General features: G+C 62.2%; 22 protein-coding genes. 16 read left to right on the forward strand and 6 right to left on the reverse strand.

What is annotated here, in order from left to right:
• Positions 1-7: 7 nt before the first annotated feature.
• Both PSH80_RS14560 and PSH80_RS14565 read right to left on the reverse strand, forming a co-directional pair.
• Complete coding sequence (locus PSH80_RS14560) at positions 8-427, reverse strand: general secretion pathway protein GspB (RefSeq protein WP_232545672.1); 420 nt, start codon at positions 425-427, stop codon at positions 8-10.
• Positions 424-2076, reverse strand: coding sequence for a hypothetical protein (locus PSH80_RS14565; protein WP_057959299.1), 1653 nt, complete (start codon positions 2074-2076; stop codon positions 424-426). Before PSH80_RS14565 ends, PSH80_RS14560 begins: the two co-directional genes overlap by 4 nt.
• A gap of 230 nt (positions 2077-2306) precedes the next feature.
• Here PSH80_RS14565 and PSH80_RS14570 point away from each other — a divergent pair, with 230 nt between their 5' ends.
• Positions 2307-4337 (forward strand): PhoX family phosphatase, encoded by a 2031-nt coding sequence (locus PSH80_RS14570; protein WP_120733352.1) that lies wholly within the window; start codon positions 2307-2309, stop codon positions 4335-4337.
• Positions 4338-4796: 459 nt separating this feature from the next.
• On the opposite strand, the gene gspK is transcribed toward PSH80_RS14570, so the two are convergent.
• The gene (gspK, locus tag PSH80_RS14575) at positions 4797-5762 is read right to left on the reverse strand and encodes a type II secretion system minor pseudopilin GspK (protein ID WP_057440944.1); all 966 of its coding nucleotides are present in this window, start codon (positions 5760-5762) and stop codon (positions 4797-4799) included.
• Positions 5763-5923: 161 nt separating this feature from the next.
• Between gspK and tatA the strand changes: the two genes are divergently transcribed.
• The 12 genes from tatA to PSH80_RS14635 all read left to right on the forward strand — a co-directional run bounded on the left by tatA (position 5924) and on the right by PSH80_RS14635 (position 17304).
• Entirely contained in the window at positions 5924-6139 is a 216-nt protein-coding gene (gene tatA, locus PSH80_RS14580) for a twin-arginine translocase TatA/TatE family subunit (RefSeq protein WP_115128392.1), read from the forward strand.
• Positions 6139-6432, forward strand: coding sequence for a Sec-independent protein translocase protein TatB (tatB, locus tag PSH80_RS14585; protein ID WP_057440939.1), 294 nt, complete (start codon positions 6139-6141; stop codon positions 6430-6432). The genes tatA and tatB overlap by 1 nt, the downstream gene beginning before the upstream one ends.
• Positions 6429-7193, forward strand: coding sequence for a twin-arginine translocase subunit TatC (gene tatC, locus PSH80_RS14590; RefSeq protein WP_057440938.1), 765 nt, complete (start codon positions 6429-6431; stop codon positions 7191-7193). Before tatB ends, tatC begins: the two co-directional genes overlap by 4 nt.
• Before the next feature lie 92 nt (positions 7194-7285).
• On the forward strand, positions 7286-7798 hold the full coding sequence (locus PSH80_RS14595; protein ID WP_057440936.1) for a MarR family winged helix-turn-helix transcriptional regulator: 513 nt from the start codon (positions 7286-7288) through the stop codon (positions 7796-7798).
• Between the two features lie 50 nt (positions 7799-7848).
• Entirely contained in the window at positions 7849-8778 is a 930-nt protein-coding gene (locus PSH80_RS14600) for a GNAT family N-acetyltransferase (protein WP_057959296.1), read from the forward strand.
• 34 nt (positions 8779-8812) lie between these two features.
• Positions 8813-9679 carry a class I SAM-dependent methyltransferase gene (locus tag PSH80_RS14605; RefSeq protein ID WP_057440933.1) on the forward strand — a complete coding sequence of 289 codons (867 nt, stop codon included), beginning with the start codon at positions 8813-8815 and terminating at the stop codon, positions 9677-9679.
• Complete coding sequence (locus tag PSH80_RS14610; protein ID WP_305417259.1) at positions 9669-11291, forward strand: FAD-binding oxidoreductase; 1623 nt, start codon at positions 9669-9671, stop codon at positions 11289-11291. The genes PSH80_RS14605 and PSH80_RS14610 overlap by 11 nt, the downstream gene beginning before the upstream one ends.
• Positions 11292-11302: 11 nt before the next feature.
• Positions 11303-12067 (forward strand): hypothetical protein, encoded by a 765-nt coding sequence (locus PSH80_RS14615; protein WP_057440929.1) that lies wholly within the window; start codon positions 11303-11305, stop codon positions 12065-12067.
• A gap of 19 nt (positions 12068-12086) precedes the next feature.
• Positions 12087-12728: a peroxiredoxin-like family protein gene (locus tag PSH80_RS14620; RefSeq protein WP_120733354.1), complete on the forward strand. Its 642-nt coding sequence runs from the start codon at positions 12087-12089 to the stop codon at positions 12726-12728.
• A gap of 209 nt (positions 12729-12937) precedes the next feature.
• On the forward strand, positions 12938-14464 hold the full coding sequence (locus PSH80_RS14625; protein WP_305417261.1) for an NAD(P)/FAD-dependent oxidoreductase: 1527 nt from the start codon (positions 12938-12940) through the stop codon (positions 14462-14464).
• Positions 14465-14469: 5 nt separating this feature from the next.
• Positions 14470-15942, forward strand: a complete 1473-nt coding sequence (locus tag PSH80_RS14630) for an amidase (RefSeq protein ID WP_233100757.1) — start codon at positions 14470-14472, stop codon at positions 15940-15942.
• Between the two features lie 24 nt (positions 15943-15966).
• Complete coding sequence (locus PSH80_RS14635) at positions 15967-17304, forward strand: cation:proton antiporter (protein WP_057440923.1); 1338 nt, start codon at positions 15967-15969, stop codon at positions 17302-17304.
• Positions 17305-17502: 198 nt separating this feature from the next.
• Here the strand turns inward: PSH80_RS14635 and ycaC are convergent, their stop codons facing one another.
• The gene (gene ycaC, locus PSH80_RS14640) at positions 17503-18129 is read right to left on the reverse strand and encodes an isochorismate family cysteine hydrolase YcaC (RefSeq protein WP_032861405.1); all 627 of its coding nucleotides are present in this window, start codon (positions 18127-18129) and stop codon (positions 17503-17505) included.
• Between the two features lie 249 nt (positions 18130-18378).
• Here ycaC and PSH80_RS14645 point away from each other — a divergent pair, with 249 nt between their 5' ends.
• Together PSH80_RS14645 and PSH80_RS14650 are read left to right on the forward strand one after the other, a co-directional pair.
• A complete protein-coding gene (locus PSH80_RS14645; protein WP_198817488.1) occupies positions 18379-19320 on the forward strand; it encodes a LysR substrate-binding domain-containing protein in 942 nt (313 codons plus the stop codon).
• A gap of 178 nt (positions 19321-19498) precedes the next feature.
• On the forward strand, positions 19499-19753 hold the full coding sequence (locus tag PSH80_RS14650; protein WP_198799332.1) for a hypothetical protein: 255 nt from the start codon (positions 19499-19501) through the stop codon (positions 19751-19753).
• Positions 19754-19907: 154 nt separating this feature from the next.
• Here the strand turns inward: PSH80_RS14650 and PSH80_RS14655 are convergent, their stop codons facing one another.
• Positions 19908-20765 (reverse strand): SDR family oxidoreductase, encoded by an 858-nt coding sequence (locus PSH80_RS14655; protein ID WP_057959291.1) that lies wholly within the window; start codon positions 20763-20765, stop codon positions 19908-19910.
• 344 nt (positions 20766-21109) lie between these two features.
• Here PSH80_RS14655 and PSH80_RS14660 point away from each other — a divergent pair, with 344 nt between their 5' ends.
• Entirely contained in the window at positions 21110-21634 is a 525-nt protein-coding gene (locus PSH80_RS14660; protein ID WP_198799333.1) for a ClbS/DfsB family four-helix bundle protein, read from the forward strand.
• Between the two features lie 148 nt (positions 21635-21782).
• Here the strand turns inward: PSH80_RS14660 and PSH80_RS14670 are convergent, their stop codons facing one another.
• A complete protein-coding gene (locus tag PSH80_RS14670) occupies positions 21783-22277 on the reverse strand; it encodes a DUF2165 family protein (protein WP_169989964.1) in 495 nt (164 codons plus the stop codon).
• Between the last annotated feature and the right edge of the window lies 1 nt (position 22278).

Consider the following 22278-nt stretch of genomic DNA (forward strand, 5'->3'; position numbering starts at 1 on the left):
CGTCGGTTCATTCCTTGCGCTTGAGGCCGATCACCGGTCGCTCAGTCGGCCATGGCAAGCGCTCGCGCTGCCCTTGATTGTCGAAAATCAGCCCACGGTCATCAATGTCTTGCAGGACGATGCCGGGAGCCAGGCGCTGACCCAGGGTCAGCGTGCGTTCTTGTTGCTGATAGCGCAGGACCAGTACCGTGGCGCGCAACGGCGTGGCCTTGAGGCTGCCCAGGTAATCGACCTTGAGGGTGGTCAACGGCAGGTCGTCGCTGGGGGCCTGACGCGGTGTCCAGTGGTTGCTCAACAGGTCGGCGACCGGCGCCGCTGGCGGGTTTAGCGCGATCGGTTGCGCGATGCCGTGCCACAGTTGCAGCACACATTGCGCTGCCAGCCAGGCCAGGAGCGTTGCCAGCAGCAGGTTGCCCGCACGGTTCAACTGACCAGGCTCCGTGGATGCCATCCCGGATGCCCCTGCACGTAGCGCACTTCGGGCAATTGCAGCGGCGCCAGTTGCCAATCCGCCGGCTGCTCGCGCAACCAGCCTTCAAGGTGCTGCCACAGCGGTTGCCCGGCATCGGCGGCAAAGCCCAGGCCAAAGGTGCGGCAGGTGCCGACCGGCTCGGCAAACTCACTGACCCGCTTGCCGCCCGGGCTATAGGTGACCTGCCAGGGTTGGCCGAGCCAGCGTGGCAAGTCCTGGCTGTTATCCAATAGCAGTGGTTCGCCAAACAGCTGTTCGGCGCCGTTTTCCAGGACCTGGCGCACCTGCTGCGCCGGGACATCCACGACCGGCGCCGGGTAGCTGGCGCTCAGGCTGATCAAGTGTTCGCGGGTAATCATCTGGCCACGGGCCAAGGGGCTGTCGTAGCGCAGGCCCGGCAGCAGTACCGCGCTCTTGGGCTCGCGGGCCAGGGCCTGGTGCAACAGGCGATCCCAACTGCCGGCGCGTACATCGCGGCGCCAGAGGTTTTCCGGGGCCTTGGCCAAGGGTTGGTCGAGCCACGCCGCGTGGGCTGCGCGCTGTTGTTGCAGGCGTGGTTGCAGGCGCTGGGCGTGGGCCTGGGCGGGAGCGTCCAACGCACTGGCCTGGGCCGCAAAAAAGCGCGCATCAAAGCGCCATTGCCCGGCCTGGGCCTGGCAGCGGATACGGAAGGCGCCGCTGGCCCGGGTCCCGCCCAGCACCACCGGGACGCGCTTGCCGGAGCTTTGCAGGATTTCTACCGGCTGCGGCCACAGGTCCTGGCCACGGGCACACAACATCAAGTCCACCTGGCTCAGGCGCTCGGCCAGCCAGAAGCCCGGGCCGGTACCGACATCGGCCAGGGCCACCACCAGGTCGGCTTCTTCACGGGCCTGGGTGAGCACCGGTTGCAGGCTGTGCAACCACTCTTTCAAAGACCCTTGCTGGTCCCGCGCATAAGGGTCGGTAATGCCAACCACGGCGATGCGCACGCCGCCCCGGCGGAACACCTGCATGCCTGGGGTGGCCAGGCGTTGCGCGCTGGCGCTGGCCAGCCCGGCGCCCAGCACCGGGTGGCCGAATTGCTGGTACAGGCCCTGGCATTGTTCGGGCCATAGCACGCGCTCGTCGCTGCTGACTCGCACTTCGCTACCGAGCAACTGGCTACCCTGGACCCCGGACAGGCCACGGGTCAGGTAGGCCAGGCCGCTGCCATTCCAGCACTGGCCGTTTTCCAGGGTCAGGCTATTCTCAGGCCCGGCGTCATCGCGCAGGCGTTGCAACACCGCGCCGAGTACCGCGTAGCCGCCGGTTTGCACACCGTCACTTAAGGAGGCATCCAGCAGGCCATCCAACTGGCTGCCATCGGCCTGACGAAAACGCGCATTGGCCCCGGTGATCCACGGTGCCTGGCCGATGCGTGTCGCCGGCCCCAGGCGTGTGGCGGGCACCACCGGGCGACCCGGCAGGCGTGCATCGAGGGTGTCAGCGATATACAACAGGTCGACCGGCTGGCTGTCCGCAGGCCCCGCCGCAGCCCCCCGGCTGGAGCAGCCGGCCAGCCACGGGGCACAGGCGCCCAGCGTCATCCATCCCAATACATCGCGCCGCACCATTGAAACCATTGATCTCTCACCCTGAGGCTAACTGCTTTAAGGGCGGCATAGTGGGGGTCAATTAATGACGGTTTAATGTCAGTTTTTTAACAGGAGTGAAATATGCAAATTTGCAACAAAAGGAAATAAAAAAATTAAACTTAAATACATTTTTAACAAAACCGACCGCGAATCATCACATTCGGCTCTTAGAGTTCGGGCTCCTTTCAAAAATCGTGATCTACAAAGGACCTGATGAAATGAGTCGAGAGACTGGCGACAACCAGAATCGCAACCTGAGCCTCAATGAGCCGATGGAATCGGTACTCACTGCCTACCTGAGCCGCCGCAGTGTGGTACGGGGCGGGCTTGGCGCCGCGATCGCCATGATTGCCGGTACCGGCCTGACGGGCTGTTTTGACAGCGGCGGTGGCTCGGACCACGACACCCCGACCGAACCCGGCAAACCTGCACTGAAACTGGGCTTCAACTCGATCCCCGGCTCCCTCACCGATGCCTGCACCGTGGCCGCCGGCTACACCGCCCACGTGCTGGCCCCTTGGGGTACACCGCTGAACAGCAACGCCGCCCCCTGGAAAAGCGATGGCAGCAACACCTCGACCGACCAGGCCAACGCGGTAGGCATGCACCACGACGGCATGCACTTCTTTCCAATCAATGGCAGCTCCACCGACGGCCTGCTTGCGATCAACCACGAATACATCGATGCGCAAGCCCTGCACCCGGCGGGCCCGACCCTGGTCGGCGGTGTTCGTCCGGTCGAAGAAGTGCGCAAGGAAATCAACGCCCACGGTGCGGGCGTGATGCGCATCAGCAAGGTCAACGGCCGTTGGCAGGTGATGGAAAACGATCCGTTGAACCGCCGCTTCACCACGGCTACGGTCATGGACCTGGCGGGGCCGATGAAAGGCACCGAGCACGTAAAAACCAAATTCTCGCCGACCGGCACCCAGACCCGCGGCACCAACAACAACTGTGGTAACGGCTATACCCCGTGGGGCACCTACCTCACCTGCGAAGAAAACTGGCCAGGAATTTTCGTCAATAAAAGTGGCGCCCGCCCGGCAGACCAGGTACGCATCGGCGTGGGCACCGGCAACGGCAACTATCGCTGGGAGAGCGTTGCCGGTGATCCAAGCGAGGTCAACGGTGAGTTCAGCCGCTTCGACGTGACCCCAAGCGGCGCCACCGCCACTGATGACTACCGCAACGAAGCCAGCACCTATGGCTATATCGTTGAGATCGACCCGTACAACGCTTCGACCCGCGCCGTGAAACGCACCGCCCTCGGCCGTTTCCGCCACGAAGGTTGCTGGCCGGGCCTGACCACCGCCGGCAAGCCAGTGGTGTTCTACAGCGGTGACGACTCGCAGAACGAGTACCTGTACAAATTCGTCTCCACCGCGCTGTGGGACCCGGCCGATGCCAACCCCAGCGATCGCCTGGCCACCGGCGCCAAGTACATGGACAGCGGTAAACTCTACGTGGCGCGCTTCAATGCCGACGGCAGCGGCAACTGGTTGCTGCTCGACGTGGCCAGCCCGACCGTGGATGGCAGCACCCTGGGCGCGAAGTTCACCGACCTGCCGGGGATCATCCTCAACACCCGTGGCGCGGCCGACGCCGTGGGCGCCACGCCGATGGACCGCCCGGAGTGGACCTCGGTCAACCCGCTCAATGGCGACGTCTACCTGACGCTCACCAACAACACCAGCCGCACCGTGGCCAACGCCGCCAACCCGCGCGTCAAAAACAAGCACGGGCACATCATTCGCTGGCATGACGCGGACAACCAGGTGTCCTTCACCTGGGACATCTTTGTGTTTGGCGCCAACGCCGCAGGCGCCCCGGACATCAACCGCTCAGGCCTGACCACACTGAACCAGTTCGCCAGCCCGGATGGCATGACCTTCGACAGCCGTGGCGTAATGTGGATCCAGACCGACAACGGCGAAAAAACCCTGACCGACTACACCAACGACCAGATGCTGGTGGTGATCCCGACCAATATGGTCGATGCCCAGGGCAAGCAAGTGCCGGTCAATGCGCAGAACCAGGCCGACCTGCGCCGCTTCTTCGTCGGGCCTAACGGTTCTGAAGTGACGGGGGTGACCTTCACACCCGATAACAAGACGGTGTTCGTCAACATCCAACACCCGGACAACTGGCCGTCCACCGGTGTGGCTACCGACGTCACGGTCGGCACAGTCCGCCCTCGCGCCTCCACGGTTGTGATCCAGCGTGCTGACGGGGGTGAATTGGCGATCTGATCCAGCGGCAGGAGCCGGCCCGGCTCCTGCATCACGATCCTTGTGGGAGCTGTCGAGCTCCGGCGAGGCTGCGATGACGAGGTCATTACCAGCATGGATGTTGGCTGATCTACCGCTATCGCAGCCTCGCCGGGGCTCGACAGCTCCCACATTTGCTTTGTGGTGATCTCAAAATCAACAGGTGGGATCTCGGGTTTGCGCCACACTGCACAGCAAATGTGGGGGCTTGCCTGCGATGGCGGTGGATCAGCCGCCAGAAACAGTGACTGGACTGCCGCTTTCGCGAGCAAGCCCGCTCCCACAGGGGATCTGCGCGGGGCAGAGAATGTTGGCACCACCACAAATCAAATGTGGGAGCTGGCTTGCCTGCGATGGCGGCAGGTCAGCCAATAGATTTATCGACTGATACACCGTCATCGCGGGCAAGCCCGCTCCCACACAAATCCGCTCCCATACGCGCTATAACGGCAAAGGCTCGCGCGAGCGCAGCAGCATGCCCTGCGCCGGCACCCGCGCATGCCACTTCACGACCCCCTGGGCCTCGACACGGTACTGGCTGCGAAAGCGCTGGCCATCCAGGTCTATGTCCAGGAGCAGCAGAAAGTGGTCACCGTTGAGCTGCAGACCTTCGCTCAAGCGCTCGAACATCGCGTCGTCCATCGCCCCCAGGGCCTGGCGCAGTTCGCCCGCATCGCGATAGCCCCCCGCCGGCCGCGCGCTGACCAAGCGGGTCAGCACCGAACGCGACACCTCGCCCTCGTACAACGCATCCAGCAGCGGCAGCATTTCCAGGTTCAACGCATTGGCATTCAGGCGCCAGCCCGCCGTCTCGTCCAGGCTGCATAACTGCGGGTAACGCAACGCCCGCAGCGCGTCGGGCACCGCCAGCAGGTTCAGCTCGCTGATATCGCGCATGCGTTGATTGGCCGCCAGGCGCGGTGGCGACTGGCGCAAGTATTCGTTGCTTTCGGCACCTTGCAGGCGGGTCTGCTGGTCGGCGTCGAGCCAGTCGGCCAGGGTCTGGGCCAAGCGTTCGGCGGCCATGTCCGCCCCCAGCAGATGCACCAACTGGCGCTGGGCACGTTCGGCTTCGGGGCCGATCAGCGCGTTGACGTTGAAGCAGGTGTGCAGGTCGCGAATCTGGATGCTCGCCTTGCCCCCCTTGAAGTCATAAGCCAACGGCTGCCCGCGCATGGCCTGCCAGAACAACGGGCTGGCGCGCCACAGCGGGTCTTGCAGGGCCTGTTCGGTAAAGGCCAGCGCCGCCCGTTCGATCGCGCGGGCCTGCACCCGCTGTTGCACCAGACGCACGCTGTCGACCTGCTGGCGCCCCTGCTCGACCATCCAGGCCATGCCCCCCGCCAGCATCGCCAGGGCCACCAGCACCATCAACAACGCCGCCCCCTGCTGCCGTTTCTTGTCCATTGCCACGCCACCTTTTATGGAGATCCTGGCGACAGTCAACACAGTGGATGTTTCAACCAAGTGGCAGACTCACACAATTCCCGCAAAACCGTCACCGCGCCGTCATAAAGCCTCGGCAAACTGCGCCTTCATATTTCAAATCAATGGCTTGGAGTGGCGTTATGGGCGGTATAGGGATTTGGCAACTGGTCATCGTGCTGCTGATCGTGGTGATGCTGTTCGGCACCCGGCGCCTCAAGGGCCTGGGCAGTGATGTGGGTGAGGCCATCAAGGGCTTTCGCTCCTCCATGGGCAACGAACCCGGCGCCCAGGCGGCAGAAAAGACCAGCCTTGAGGTGCAAGCCGAACCTCAGCGACCTGCCGACAGCAAACTCTGATGTTCGATATCGGTTTTAGCGAACTGCTGCTGGTGGGCCTGGTGGCGCTGCTGGTGCTGGGCCCCGAGCGCCTGCCGATTGCCGCGCGCAATGCCGGGCTGTGGCTGGGCCGGGCCAAGCGGGCGATGAATACGCTCAAGGCCCAGGTCACCCAGGAACTGGACCACGAACACCTGCTGCAGAGCATCGACCAGCAACCCTTGCGGCAACTGGAGCAGCAACTGCGCGACGGCATCCGCCTGGACGCCCCGCTGCCAGAAACCGCCACGCCCAAAGGACCACCTGCCCCATGAGCGACCTGCCCTTGCCTGCTCCGCGCCTGTCGGTGACCGGCCACCTGACCCGGTTGCGCTCGCGCCTGGTGCGCTGCGTCCTGGCGATCCTCCTGGTGTTTTGCGCGCTGTTCCCCTTTGCCCAGCAGCTCTACAGCTTCGTCTCGCAACCGTTGCGCGACTTCTTACCCAGCGGCGCAACCATGATCGCCACCGGGGTGACGTCACCGTTCCTGGCGCCGCTCAAGCTGACCATGATGATTGCCCTGTTTATCAGCATGCCGCTGTTGCTGCACCAGGCCTGGGGCATGATCGCACCGGCGGTGTATCGCCAGGAACGCCGCACCGCCGCCTGGTTGCTGGCCGCCAGCGTGGTGCTGTTTTACCTGGGCATGGCGTTCGCGTTTTTCCTGGTGTTCCCGATGATGTTCGGCTTCTTTACCAGCGTGACCCCGGACGGCGTGGCGATGATGACTGATATCGCCCTGTACCTGGATTTCATCCTCGCGCTGTTGCTGGCGTTCGGCCTGGCGTTTGAAATTCCGGTGGCCACCTTCCTGGTGATCTGGGCCGGTATCACCGATGTGCAGACCCTGCAAAAGAGCCGGCCGTATGTGATCGTCGGCTGCTTTGTGGTGGGCATGCTACTGACCCCGCCGGATGTGTTTTCGCAGACCATGCTGGCGGTGCCGATGTGGATTCTGTTTGAGCTGGGGCTGCTGGCCAGTCGGTCGGTGAGCAAGCCGCGCACAGACGTACCGGCGGCGGATACGGCGGGCTAATTGCGGCGTGGCCCAGGGCCCGCAGACAATGACGCACCGCGCACGATAAACAAAATGTTGACTTAGTAAGGCGCCAAGATAAACTGCGCCTTATGAATATTTTAGAGAACAAACACCACATCATGCTGCGCGAGCTTGATGGGGTGCCAGCCGAGGTCAGGGACAGTGTCAAGCTGTGCTTCGAGCTGCTGTCGGCCGCGGCCGCGATCAATCGTGTGTGTGCCATCCGCCTGGCTCGCTACAACCTGTCGGAGGGCCGCTTCGTCATCATGCTCACCCTCAAGAGTGCCGGCGGGAAGCTGTCGCCGCTGGAGTTGGCGACCCGCCTTTCAATTACCACCGGCACCGTTACCGGCTTGCTCGATGGCTTGCAGGGCGACGGGTTTATCAAGCGCAAAACCGACCCGACCGACCGACGCAAGCTGATTATCAGCCTGACCACCGACGGTAAACGCGTGGTCGATGAGGTGTTTGCCGAACACACGGATTGGATCAGCGGCATCATCCAGGGCTTGAGCATTGAGCAGCGCCAGGCATTGTCCGAGTCGATTTATTGCATCTCGGCCAGCCACGCACTGTCCCAGCAACTGCCGGATGAGCATTAGGCCCGGGTTTCAATTGCTTCAATCGCGGTAGTCACACAAGGAGGTGTTTGATGCTGCACAGTCAGCGAGTGATGACCAATTTCGGCAGGAAGCCACGGATCCACAGTGGCGTCGATGTCATCCGCCACAGCATGGTTTCCCTGGAACGCTACATCCCACCCACGCTTTACCGGCGCTTGTTTATCAAGCGTATCGCCCGCCATTCCCTGGCCATCGAAGGCTTTGAGTTTCGCCCGGTGCAAAGTCTGTTCGAACTGGAAGAGGCCTTGCGCCTGGTCAACGACAGCTATGCACGGCGCGGTATCTCCACAGTGTGCCGGGCCGGAATGCGCTTTTCGGCGTTCCACCTGTTGCCGGGCACCACCACCTTTGTGGCGATCAAGGATCAACAGATCGTCGGCACCGTCTCGTTGATCGAAGATTCCATGCTCGGTTTGCCCCTGGAAGAAGTCCATGGCAACGAGGTCGTCATGCAGCGCCTGGCCGGCGGCCGGCTGGCAGAGGTCGGCACCCTGGCGGTGGCTGCAGGTTACCGAGGCAAAGGGGTGCCCTTGATGCTCTACAATGCGATGTTTCGCTGGGCCATGCATTTTCGCGGGGTACAGCGCTTGCTGATCGCCGTGCATCCGCGGGCGGGGGCGTTTTATCGCAATGTATTGTTCTTCTCCCCCATGGGCCGGGTGCAGCCCTACACCAAGCTAAACAACGCCCTGTCGCTGCCCTTGTGTCTGGATCTGGGCAACGCGCCGGCGATTTTTCAGCAGGCTTATCAGCGCCCCACCCTGGGGTTTTCCGTCGAAGGCCAGCGCACGCACTTCTTCGATTTTTTCTGCCGCAGTGACTACGCCCATATCCGCCTGCCCGCTACCGGCAGCGTACGCCGCTGGGACGCGCAAGAAGTGCTGACGCATATGGCGCGCTGTGGCGTGCATGGCCGAAACCTGTCGCCACGGGTCCAGCGAGCACTGGCCCTGGCGTAAGCACGTTCAAACGTCATTTCATGGAGGAAGCAGTATGGACAGCGGATTGCTGCGCGCGATATTCAGGGAAATAACGATCAAGCAACCGTTCGAGCGCATACCCGAACCGGCCTTGGTCATGGAAGCACAACAGAGTGTGGCGTCCTATGCCGACAGTGCGGCCCAGGGCCAGGCCTTGTCCGGCACCCACCTTTATCACTGTGCGCAGATGTGCGCGCTGATCAAGCCCGGCGACGTGGTGCTGGACATCGGCTGCGGCCCGGCGGCCCTGTTGCTGCAAGTCGCACGGCTCAACCCACGGGCCGAATTCATTGGCATGGACCTGTCGCAGAACATGCTGGAAGTGGCGCGTGAAGCGTGTCATCAGCAAGGCATCGACAACGTGCAACTGGTTGAAGATGACATGACTCGGCTCAGCATGATCGCTGACCGCAGCGTGGATGTAGTGATCTCGTCGATGGCCCTGCACCACCTGGAAAACCTTGGCCAGTTGGAAGGTACTTTTCGCAATATCTCCCGGGTACTGCGCAATGACCGGGCGATTTACCTGAATGACTTCGGGCGCCTGAAAACCATCGAGTCCGTCGACTACTTTGTCCAGCGCGCCAGCGACGGCGCGGACGCGGAAACCCTGTTGGACTATCGAAACTCGCTGCTCGCGGCTTTCTCGCTGGAAGAGTTCCAGACCCTGGCCGCCAGTTACCTGGGCCCGTGTGCCAAGGTCTATAGCACCGCGTTCAGCCCGTTGATGATGGTGATTCGCACGCCCAAGCGACGCTGCGTGAAGGTAATGAAACCCGAGTTCCGCCGCCGCTACACTGCGCTACCCGCCAGTCGCCAGGCGGATGTGAACCAGTTGCGCCTGTTCCTGCGCCTGGGAGGCCTGGCCAGTGCCTTTTGAATCCGCCCACCTGACATTTGCCCAGCAACAATGGCGCGAGGTTCTCGGTGACGCGGGTGTGCGCGTCGACCCGGCAAGCATCGAGCGTTTCGGGCAAGACACCATGTGTTCCCCCGCGTATGCCAGGGTGGTGATTGCGCCACGCTCAACCGAGCAAGTCTCGGCATGTATGGTGATCGCACAGCGCCATGGGGTTGCCGTGCATCCGATCAGCACCGGGCACAACTGGGGTTATGGCAGCGCCTCGACCAGCGACGCCCGCTGTGTGCTGATGGATTTGTCCGGGATGGACCGGGTTCTGGGGTTCGATGAGGAGCTGTCGGTGGTGACCCTGGAGCCAGGGGTGACCCAGGGCGATCTCGCCCGTTATCTACAGGAGCACAACTTGCCCTGGCTGACACCCGTCACCGGCGCGGGCCCGACCTGCAGCGTGCTGGGCAATGCACTGGAGCGCGGTTTTGGCATCACCCCCCATACCGATCACTTTCAGGCGGTACTCGGCATCGAAGCGGTGATGGCAGACGGCACGCTGTACCGCTCGCCAATGGCCCTGGGGGTCACGGCGCCCTGCTTCAAATGGGGTGTGGGACCGTACCTGGACGGGCTGTTCAGCCAGAGCGGGCTGGGCGTGGTGACGCAAATGTCGATTGCCCTGGTGCGCAAGCCCGAGGTTATCCAGCCGTTTTATTTCTGGGTGGATGAAGAGCAAGGGCTGGAAGCCGCGTTGGCAGGGATCAAGCGCATGCTGGACCTGGCCCCCGGGCAGATTGGTGGTATCAACCTGATGAACCGCACACGGCTATTGACCATGGCCAGCGAAGACACCCAGGTGGTGGGCATGAGTGAAGAGGAGCAACGGGCCGCCGCCGATGCCCTGGGCCTGCCGGCGTGGATGGGCGTCGGTTCGATCTATTGCCAGAAAGCCCAGTACGCCCCGCTCAAACACATGATCAACCGTGAACTTGAGGCTTTCGCCAGCAAATCGATGTTCAAGAGCCGTGGTCAGTTGACCACCGCTCGACGCTTGCTAGGCCATCTGCCCGGCGGCTGGTCCCGGCGCTGGCAGCGGACCCTGGGCAAGATGCTGCAAGGCATCGACCTGATGGAAGGCCAGCCCAGCGAAGTGGCCCTGCCGTTGGCCTACACTGCCGGCGCCAAGCCGCTGCCCGATGCGCCCCTGAACCCGGCGCGGGATAACTGCGGGCTGATCTGGTACGCACCGATCCTGCCGCTGAAAATCCAGGAGGTCGCCGATTTTGTGCGCGCCATGGAGCGTCGGTGCCGCCAGCAGCAAATGCCTTGCCCGGTGACGCTGACCAGCCTGTCGAGTCGTGCCATCGACTGCACCGTACCGCTGCTGTTCGATCGTGCGGACGCCCAGGCGTCAACCCGGGCCCATGAGTGCTATCGCCAACTGTTCGCCCAAGGCAAGGCACAGGGCGTATTGCCGTATCGCGTGCCCGCCAGCTTCATGCACCTGCTGACCGACGCTCAGGGGCCCGCCTGGCAGCTCGGGGCGCGGATCAAGGCCGCATTGGATCCGGGCAACCTGCTTTCACCAGGGCGTTACTGCGCCACAAACCCAACGCCTGACCAGGCCATGACCGCGTAGGTGGTATCGAGATGAGTGAGGAACGCAAGGACCTGATTGACCAGGGCCGCCTGGCCACCCGCAATCTGGGCGAGTGTCTGGCCGTTGACCAGGTAGCGCTGGCAGCGGCCCTTGGCGCGCAGTTGGAGCCGTCTCTGGCGCGAACACTTTACAGCGCAGCCCAGGCCGGCCAGGCTCTGGGCATTTCCAAGAAAGTCGCCGCCCTGGGCCTTGCGCTGGGGCAGTGGCTGGAGAGCGCCGCCCTGCCCCTGCGCGAGCAGACCTGGGGCCTGCTGCTGGAGCATCCGTCGGACACCGTGCGCAGTTGGGCGGCCTTTGCCAACGCCTACTGCCAACGCAACAGCGAACCGGAGCAGGCTTTGCTGAGCCAGTTCCGATTCGCCACCGACCCGCATTTCGGCGTGCGCGAATGGGCCTGGATTGCCTTGCGACCGTTGCTGGCCCGGGACCTGACGGGCGCACTGGAGATGCTACGCCGCCATGCCCGCAGCGATGACCCGCTGATCCGCCGTTTCTGCGTTGAAATCCTGCGCCCGCGTGGGGTCTGGTGCGAGCACATCGCCCCGCTCAAAGCCGAGCCGCAGATGGCCGAACCCTTGCTGATTGCCATGCTCGATGAAACCGACAAATACGCCCAGGACTCGGTCGCCAACTGGATCAACGACGCCAGCAAGACCCGGCCGGATTGGGTGCAGCATTTGTTCGAGCGCTACCCACCCAGCGGCAAAGCCGCCACCAGGATTTTTACCCGGGCTACCCGCAGCCTTTCTCAATAGATGTGAACAGGAGTCACAAATGTCGCTCAAAGAAAAGCTACAAACCGTCAAGGACCAGATGGCCCAGCTGCCTGCCGAGGTCCTGCACAAGTTCCAGGCATCGCTACAGACGCTGCTCGACAGCCATTTGGGCGACAAGGCTCTGAAGGTCAACGACAAGGCGCCCCTGGCGGTGCTCAAGGATGCTGACGAGCAGGATGTGGACCTACGCCAGTTGCTGGATAAAGGTCCATTGGTGCTGGTGTTCTACCGAGGCCTGTGGTGCCCCTTCTGCGGCCAGGCATTGACCGCCTACCAGCAGATGGTCGGAGACCTTGCCGCCTCGGGCGCCACCCTGGTGGCCGTGTCGGCACAAACGCCGGAGTTCACGCGCAAGACCCGCGAAGCCCTCGGCATCAAATACCTGTTGCTCAGCGATACCGATAACCAGCTGGCGCGCCAGTACGGCATCGTGTTCAAGCTCGAAGACGAGCTGGATGAGGTCTACCGCTCCCTGGGTGCCGACCTCAAGCTATTCAACGGCTCCGACGCCCTGACCTTGCCCCTGGCCAGCGCCTTTGTGATCGGCCAGGACGGGCTGATCCGCGCCGCCTTCGTCAACGTGGACTACTCGCAACGGGTAGAGCCACAGGAATTGATCACGGCCGCCAGCCGCGTATAACCGGCAACCCTCGCCGAAGGCACCCACGCCTTTGGCGAACCCACTTGTTCAGGGACTGACGACATGAAACGAATCGCAATCATGGGGGCCGGTGTAGCCGGTCACCTCTGGCCGCGCTGTACTTCAAAAAAAGGTTACCGGGTGTCGAAGTCATCCTGATCGGGCGTCCGGACCGCAAGCGCCCGATCGTCGGCGAGTCCACAGTCGAGTTGACTACCCACTTCTTCAAGGGCCTGGGGCTGGGGCGCCTGCTGGAAGAAAAGCACTACCACAAGTACGGCCTGACCTATTACCTGAAGCTGCGCAACAACCCCGAGTGCCGCAACTACGTGGTGCACGAGGCTCCGGGCGTGATCCGCATGCCGGCCTACAATCTCAACCGTTTCAGTTTCGACAAGGACCTGCGCCAGATTGTCGGTGATCAGCAGGTACAAATGATTGAGGCCGATGTCACTGCCGTCGACCTCAATGCCGGTGAGCACGCCACCCACCTGCTGACCCTGCGCAGTGCCGCCGATGAGCAACAGCAACTGACCGCCGATTGGGTGGTGGACGCCACCGGCCGCAATCGCTTCATGGCGAAAAAGCTCAAGCTGCACAAAGAAGCGACGTACCAGCGCAGTACCTTCTGGCTCAGGCTCAAGGACTTCGACCGCAGCATCTTGTCCAGCATCACCGCGCACAAGGACAAGCATCACTGCTACGACCCGTACTACGTGACCCATCATTTTTATGGCAAGGGCTACTGGATCTGGATGATCCCGATGCGCAGCGACGACGGCAACGAGATGATCAGCATCGGCATCACCTACCGGCCGGACATGATCGAGCAGAAAATCGGCACCCTGGAGGCCTTCAAGGAAAAGGTCATGGCCGACCATCCGGTGATTACCGAGTTGATCGAGTCGGGCCAACTGGTCGATACCCAGGCCATGCACAACTACATGTACGAGGCGCGGCAATACTACTCGACCGAAGGTTGGTTCCTGCTGGGCGACGCAGCCTTTACCTTCGACCCGGCCAACAGCGCCGGGCTGGCCTATGTGGCGCAGCAGATCCCGCAAGTCGCTGCGATGATCGAGAAGGATATCCACGGCAGCCTGACACCCGCCTACGTCAACTGCCTGGAGTCGCACATCCAGGCGCAACTGGCCCTGCAGGACACCTGGAGCAAGTGGTACGAGGTGATGGACGACCCGTTCATGATGGGCTGGACCCTGCTGTTCGCCAACATGGCGTACTTCCACGTGGTGTTGCCGATGTACATGACCGGGGATTTTCTCGATGGTCATCAGGCCCAGCAATTTGCCGACCTGCTGCCGCGCTACACCCGCGAGATGCAACCCTCGCCCCTGCCGTTTGCCTGCCTGCTGCAAGAGATCCGTCGCTCGAACCCGGGCTTGAGCCCGGAGATGATGCCCAACCTCTACTCACGCACCATCAACTTCGACCTGTACAGGGCGGAGAACCGCGCACGGCCGATCTACGCCTCCAACTATTACCTGCGCTCGGCGCTGCTGCGGGTGCGGCTGATGAAAATGGTCAAGTGGTCGCTGTCCGCACGCCACTTCAAGTTGTTGCTGCGCCATGGCGGTGGCGCCGTGCAGGACCTGGCACGGGCCGCGGTCCTGCGCCTGCGCCCTTCACTGTTCTACAAATATGGCGAGTCGCCGGAGCTGCTGAAGTCGCCGTTTGGCAAGGAAGGTGGCTTCCTCGACCTGGTACGTCGCGGATGAACGGCATGGCGCAGGTCCGCACTGACCTGCTGGACCTGAGTGCCGTGCAACTGGCGTGGTTGATTCGCGGCAAGCAGATATCGCCGGTGGAACTGATCGAGCAATGCATTGCGCGCCTGGAGCAGGTCCAGCCACTGTGCAATGCGATGGCGGTCGACCTGTTCGAGGCTGCCCGCGACGCTGCCCGCCGGGCCGAAGAGGATGTGCTCAAGGGGCGGCCACTGGGACGCTTGCACGGCGTGCCCTTCTCCATGAAGGAAGGCCTGGGCCTTGCGGGGGCCCCCAAGACCTGCGGCTCACGCCTGCGCAGCAACACCCGCGCCCGCAGCACCGCCACGGTGGCCACGCGGCTGCTGGCGGCCGGCGCCATCCCCCTGGCCTTGGGCAATCAGGCAGAGATGGCGTTGTGGCCCGAAACGGACAACCTGGTGTATGGCCGCACACTCAACCCCTACGACACCTCACGCACCGCCGGTGGCAGCAGCGGCGGTGACTCAGTGATGGTCGCCAGCGGATGCGTGCCCTTTGCCCTGGGCACCGACGGCGGCGGCTCGATCCGCATCCCGGCGGCGTTCAATGGGATTTTTGGTTTGAAGCCGTCACGGGGGCTGGTGCCGCTGAGTGGGCACCTGCCGCTGGATGACCAGCGGTGGTCATTGCCGGTGTCCCAAGCCGTTGCCGGCCACTTTGCAGCGGGCCCCCTGTGCCGGTACGCAGAGGACCTGGGCGTAGTGCTGGAGGTCATCGCCGGCAGCGACGGGATCGACCGCAATATCCACTCCGGCTACCAGCAACCGCCCCAGGCGACACCGCTCAAGCGCGTATTCATCTGCCTGCCGGCCCCTGTCAAATGGGGCACGCCACTCTCGCCCGCCGTGACTGCTGCGGTGATCGAGACCGGCCAGCGTTATGCGGACCAAGGTGTGGAGGTGCAAGCCTGGAGTGAAAGCTGTTTAACCAACGCGTTTTTTATCTGGCTGGCCGTCCTCAAGTGCGAGACCCGTATTCACCTGGCCGACTACCTCGGGGATGGGCAGCCACTGAATTATCCACGGGCGTTGTATGCAGCCCTGGCTGGCAGGCCGCAGTTCTCCCGGGGGCCACTGCTTGCCAGCTTGATGGACAGCTGCGGCGATCGGCTGGGCAACCCGGGGCTCGCGCGGTTCCTGAAGCAGCGCGATCACTTGCAGCAGGCCCTGGCCGGGCTGTTCGACGGCCAGAGCATTCTGGTGTTGCCGGCCACCCCGGGCGTGGCGCCGGCCCATGGCAGCGCCCTGAAGCGCCCGTTCGATATCGGCTATTGCGCACTGTTCAATGTCCTCGGTTTTCCGGCCCTTTGCTTGCCTATGGGGCGCCTCGACCAGGGCTGCCCGGTGGCCGTGCAACTGGTGGCCGGGCTGGGCCAGGACGCGTTGTTACTGGAAGCCGCGCGCTTTCTGGAAATGGAATTCGGCGGCTGGCGCAAGCCCCCGCTCTGACACCTCAAGTACTAGGACATCCCCATGCAAACCAACACCAGCGCTATCACGCTACAAGCCCCTGCGCCTGCGGGCGGGCAATCGGCCGTGGGCTCCCAGGCCGAGCATTTGACCCTGTTGTTCCTGATCCAACTGATCGTGATTTTCAGCGCCAGCCGCCTGATCTCCTGGCTCAGCACCCGCTGCCTGGGGCAAACCCCGGTGGCTGGGGAAATTCTCGCCGGGCTGGTCCTGGGCCCGAGCCTGCTGGGGTATTTTTTCCCGGAACTGCTCAGCAGTATCTTTGTGCCGCAAACCTCCACCGCCTTTGTCGCCACGGCCCAGGTCGGCCTGATTCTGTTGATGTTCCAGGTGGGCCTGGAATTTGAATTCGGCGCCCACCTCAAGGGGCGTAAACGCTCGATCATGGCGATCAGCCTGGGTGGACTGCTGGTGCCATTTGCCAGTGGCTTCCTGGTGGCCGAGTATTTCTGGCAACAGATCGTCGGCGACAAGCCGCCACTGCTGGCCTTCCAACTGTTTTTTGCCACGGCGTTGTCGATCACCGCCTTGCCGATCCTTGGGCGGATCTTCATGGAACTGGGGCTGTCCCGCTCCCGCGTGGCCACCCTGACGATTGGCGCGGCGGCCATCGATGATGTGTGCGGCTGGCTGATCCTCGGTGGGGTAACGTCGATCATCGCGTCCAATTTCAGTGTGTGGGCCTCCCTGGGCAGGATCCTCGCGCTGGCGGTGTTTATCGTGTTGGTGCTGTGGGTGGTGCGGCCCTTGGTGCTGCGCTGGATCATCGGCGACCTGGAGCGCAAGCCGCTGTCGGCCCAGGGTATTTCCCTGATGCTGATCGTGCTGTTTGGCAGTGCAGTGATTACCAACCTGATCGGCGTATTTTCGATCATTGGCGGTTTTATCATCGGCGTCGCCCTGCACACCCACCGGCCCTTTGTCACACAGTGGAATGCCAAGGTCAGTGGTCTGGTCAATGCGTTTTTCCTGCCGGTGTTCTTTGCCTACACCGGCCTGCGCACCGACATCGGCTCGCTCAACGGCGACACGGCGCTGCTCAATTGCTTTCTGGTGTGCCTGGTGGCGTTCGCCAGCAAATTCTTCGGGGCTTACGGCGCCAGCCGCTGGCTGGGCGAGACACCGCGCAACAGCGCGCTGATCGGCGTGTGCATGAACACCCGGGCGCTGATGGAACTGGTGGTGCTCAACGTGGGCTATGACCTGGGCGTGCTGCCCAAGGAGTACTTCACCATGCTGGTGATCATGGCCATCATCAGTACCTTTATCGCCTCGCCCCTGATCCGCCTGCTGACGAGTGAAGAGCGACGTATACCGGTGGGCCAACCTGCGGTGAAATAAGAGACCTGACACCCGGCGTCATCGTCGACGGTTTTCGCCGGTAAGCCGGCTCCTACAGGGTCAGATGAGCCCCGGCTTTTTGTAGGAGCTGGCTTGCCAGCGAAAAACGCAAACTGGCTGCGTTTCTGCAGGTTGCCCGCATTATCGTTGACGATTTTCGCCGGCAAGCCGGCTCCTGCAGGAGGTGGGGGCTGGGGCTTACTTGCCCTCGGTCAACGCGTTGTAGCTGGTGAACAGGTTGCGATAGTCCGGGATGTGGTTGGAGAACAAGGTCCCCAGGCCTTCGATATCGTTGCGCCAGTCGCGGTGCAGCTCGCAGGCCAGGCCAAACCAGGTCATCAGTTGCGCGCCGTTGGCGGTCATGCGGGCCCAGGCCGATTGCTGGGTCAGTTCGTTGAAAGTGCCGGAGGCATCGGTCACCACAAACACGTCATAGCCTTCGGCCAGGGCCGACAGCGCCGGGAACGCCACGCACACCTCGGTCACCACGCCAGCGATGATCAGTTGCTTCTTGCCGGTAGCCTTGATGGCCTTGACGAAGTCTTCGTTGTCCCAGGCGTTGATCTGGCCAGGGCGGGCAATGTACGGCGCGTCCGGGAACAGCGCCTTGAGCTCGGGCACCAGCGGGCCGTTGGGGCCGGTTTCGAAACTGGTGGTGAGGATGGTCGGCAGCTTGAAGTACTTGGCCAGGTCAGCCAGGGCCAGTACGTTGTTCTTGAACTTGTCGGGCTCGATATCGCGGACCAGTGACAGCAAGCCAGCCTGATGGTCAACCAGCAGGACAGCTGCGTTGTCTTTGTCCAGGCGAACGTAGGGTTTAGACATCATGATGCTCCTGGTAAAAAGGTGTTTCCCGAAATGGGCCGCACCGGAAAGAGTCAACGGTGTTTATGGCGCTGGGAGTCTAGCTCGTCGTCACTGAACCACTTTCACTGACAAAACCCGCCTATTGACCGTCCTCGCGTGCCCCGCTGATGGTTGTAGGAAAAAACCAGGGTCCCACTTTAGTCATCACACTAGGTGCTCGGTAGTGGTTGAATTAAACTTCACCATCTCAAAAATGGAACGATACCCATGTTCGACCTGAATGAGCTCTTCCTCTACGCCAAGGTGGTTGAGCATGGTGGTTTCGCAGCGGCCGGTCGGGCGCTGAACATGCCCAAGTCGACCTTGAGCCGCCGGGTCAGCCAGCTGGAAGCGCGGCTGGGGGCACGCCTGATACAACGCTCCACCCGTCAGTTCCAGGTCACTGATATTGGCCAGGCCTACTACCGCCACTGCGTGGCAATGACCGCCGAGGCAGAGTCCGCCGAGGAGCTGATCGCCTTCAACAAAGCCGAGCCGCGCGGAGTGATTCGCCTGAGTTGCACCACCGCGCTGCTCAATTACTGGGTAGCGCCGATGCTGGGCCAGTTCATGGCGCAGTGCCCCAGCGTTGAACTCAATGTGAAGAGTTTCAACCGCAAGGTCGATGTGATCAGCGAGGGCTATGACATTGCGCTGAACCTGTGTTTCCCGCCCCTGGAAAGCAGCGACCTGGTGATGAAACTGCTCGCCAGGAGCCCCCAGGTGTTGGTAGCAAGCCCGGCGTTTTTGCAGGCGCATCCATTGCCCCTACGCCCTGCGGATTTATCGGGACTGCCGACCATCAACTGGGGCAGCCCGCTGTTGCAATACACCTGGGGGCTGACCGGGCCAGAAGGCATGAGGGCTGAGATCTGCCACACGCCACGGCTGGTCAGTGACGACATGCCGACCCTGAAAAGTGCGGTACTGCTGGGCGTGGGCATCGCCAACCTGCCACTGGCCGTGGTCAAGGATGAGATAGACGACGGCCGCCTGGTCAGCCTGCTCCCCGACTGGCAGCCCACCGAAGGCGTGATCAGCGCTGTCTTCCCTTCAAGGCGCGGGCTGTTACCGTCGGTGCGCACCTTGATCGACTTTCTGGCGCAGGCGTTTGAAAAACACCAGCAAAGCCAGGCCGCGAGAACGTCAAACTTCGATGAGTCCAGCTAGAGCCACGAAGCGCCTGGCCGCTGTTTTTCTCCCGGGCGAGGCACAACGAAACGTCCACTATCGCGCCACACAAATCCGCACCGTGGCGCCATCAGGCACTGCCATTACCCTGCCAGTATTTACGCAGCGTCTTTTTGAGCTAGCCTTGCCCTGCCGCTCCTTCTTACACAGTGAACTCATGGAAACGCTCACCAAAACAGAGATCGAAAGTGCTCTTTCCAGTCGCCTACCCAACTGTGTCGTCACCTGCCTGATCAACCCGGACGGCAGCCTGTCAGTGACTGTTTTAGCGCAAGATGCCAATCAATTCACCATCGCGAGCATCAATCGTGCCCAGTATCACGCCGAGTCGGGAATCAATAGGCTTGTCCGGGAGATCCTCGAGGAAATGGTGGTATCCCGGCAATCATCCCACCTGCCGCCGGTGGGGTAATCGCCTTGGCGAGAATGCCCAGATAGTGACCGATCCCCGGCTCGGAGGTGGCGGTACACACCCCCAATTCGCCGGTGAATTGGGGGTGCGCCGAGGCCTTGAAAGTCGCGGCGGATCAGTGACCTGCGCCGCTTCGTTCAGCACCAGGGGCGCGTCAGAGAATCGGCTTGCCGCCGGTCACGCCATAACGTTCACCGGAGATGTAACTGCCCTCGTCCGACGCCAGCAGTACGTAAATCGGCGCCACCTCGACCGGTTGGCCGGGCCGACCGAGGGGCGTATTGGCACCGAAATGCTTCACCGCCTCCTGCGACATAGTCGATACGATCAAGGGCGTCCAGATTGGCCCCGGTGCAACGCTGTTGACGCGGATACCGCGCTTACCCAGCAACTGCGCCAGCCCGGCGGTGAAGTTCGCGATGGCGCCTTTGGTGGCCGCGTAAGGTAACAGCGTCGGGTTGGGGGTGTCGGAGTTGACCGAGCTGGTGTTGATGATGGAACTGCCCTCGGCCATGTGGGGCAGCGCGGCCTTGCAGATGCGAAACATCGCTGTCACGTTGACATCGAATGTCATTACCCATTCTTCATCGCTGATTTCTTCAAGGGTTTCGTGGGACATCTGGAACGCAGCATTGTTGACCAGGATGTCGATGCGCCCGAACGTCTCCACCGTGTCATTCACGATGGCCGCACACTGCGCCAGGTTCCTCAGATCTCCCGGCAGCAGCAGGCATTGGCGCCCGGCCGCCTCGACCCAGCGCGCAGTCTCTTTTGCGTCCTCGTGTTCGTCCAGGTATGACACCGCTACGTCAGCGCCTTCCCGGGCAAAAGCGATGGCCACGGCGCGCCCGATGCCGCTGTCAGCCCCGGTGATCAAGGCGATTTTGTTGGCAAGCCGGCCTGAGCCTTTATAGGTTTGTTCACCGCAATCGGGCTGGGGATCCATTCGGCGTTGATCACCCGGCACAGGTTGCTGTTGAGGTGCGAAAGGGGGTTTTGGATAGTTGATCATCAGTGTTCCTCCTGGGTTTTCCTCTTCTTGCGAGGACACCCCGGGGGCGTTAGTTCAGATCAAATTGCGAAATCCGGATTAGCGTCAGGGCGGCCGGTGTCTACCCGTCATATCCGGCATCGCCCCACTGCTGATCAGTACCAATGGGTCGTCATCGACCAGCAGTCTCTCGAAACGCCGTTGAGAAAGGCAGTCGTCTGCGGCCGACTCTAGTCCGGCCGATACAGGCGCCTCGGACCGGCACACGGGGCACGCAGACGGTCATGGGGCAGGATCGAGGGCAGTGGGTGTAGATCTCGCCCCCCACGCTGAGGCAGGATGCAGTTTTACAGTGCGGGTGAATTATGGCGGTCCCTCAAGACAAACAAGAGTTGCTCGATGCCATTAATGCAACCTATGAAAAATTACTCAGCGTCATCCGGCGGGTACCCATGCCCCGGGTCAACGAATGCAGCCTGGAGGGGCACGCCAAGGGGACGCAGATGAGCGTCGCCAATCTGGTCGCCTACCTGGTGGGCTGGAATGAATTGGTGCTCAAGTGGCTGGACGCGGACGCCGCCGGCACTGTCATCGACTTCCCGGAAACCGGCTTCAAGTGGAACCAGTTGGGCCAGCTTGCACAGAAGTTCTACCGCGACTACCAAGGCATCCCTTTTGAGCAATTGCTCGAGCGGCTCGACAGCGCAAAGCAGCGGATCGTGTCCAGCATCCAGAGCCGCGAGAATGCCGAGCTGTATGAATGCCCGTGGTACGAGCACTGGACGATGGGGCGGATGATCCAGTTCAACACCGCCTCCCCCTATGACAATGCACGTGGGCGCTTGCGCAAATGGCTTAAGGCAGAAGGCCCCAATCCTCAGCCTGCATAGGGACGGTTTCGCACCCTGCCTCCAACACCGCTTCCCAGGCCATGATCGCAAAGGCCGGGTTTATCCCCAGCGGGAGCATCGAGCACCTTGACGAACACGTCCCTGAACGGATGTTCGTCAAATTCGTTCGCGGACCGTATGAGGCGCTTCAGTCGCGATCAGCCTCCGCCTGGTTGAGAAAAATCAGCCCCCCGAGCAGCGCCATATAGAACTTGAATGCCGCTTCCTGGCCGTTCCACTGATGGGATTGCCACATCAGGAACCACTCACCGCCAATCACCATGAAGCCGAAAAACCACACCAGCAGGCCCGCAGTAAAACCGACAATGGCCACCTGTTTGGCGGCATCGAACTGCCGGCCAGTACCTAGCCTGGCCCGCCACATTGCCAGCGCCCCACGGGCCAATAATACGGCAGTCAAGGCTTCGCCGGCGATGATCAGCCCATAGGCGCCATGCCACAGCCAGGGTGTAGTGATTGCCCGGTACATGGCCGTATTACCGGGAAAGGTGGTGTCCATGCTCAACACATGCTTGACGAAGGCAAAGTTGGAGCCGTAATCAGTAAGGTTGTTGAACGCCACCAGCGCGGCGAAGGCCGCCAGCATCAGGGTCAGGACGATTTTTGCGTAGCGGGTGGTCATG

This window comes from Pseudomonas sp. FP818, assembly GCF_030687335.1.
Taxonomy (GTDB): domain Bacteria; phylum Pseudomonadota; class Gammaproteobacteria; order Pseudomonadales; family Pseudomonadaceae; genus Aquipseudomonas; species Aquipseudomonas shahriarae.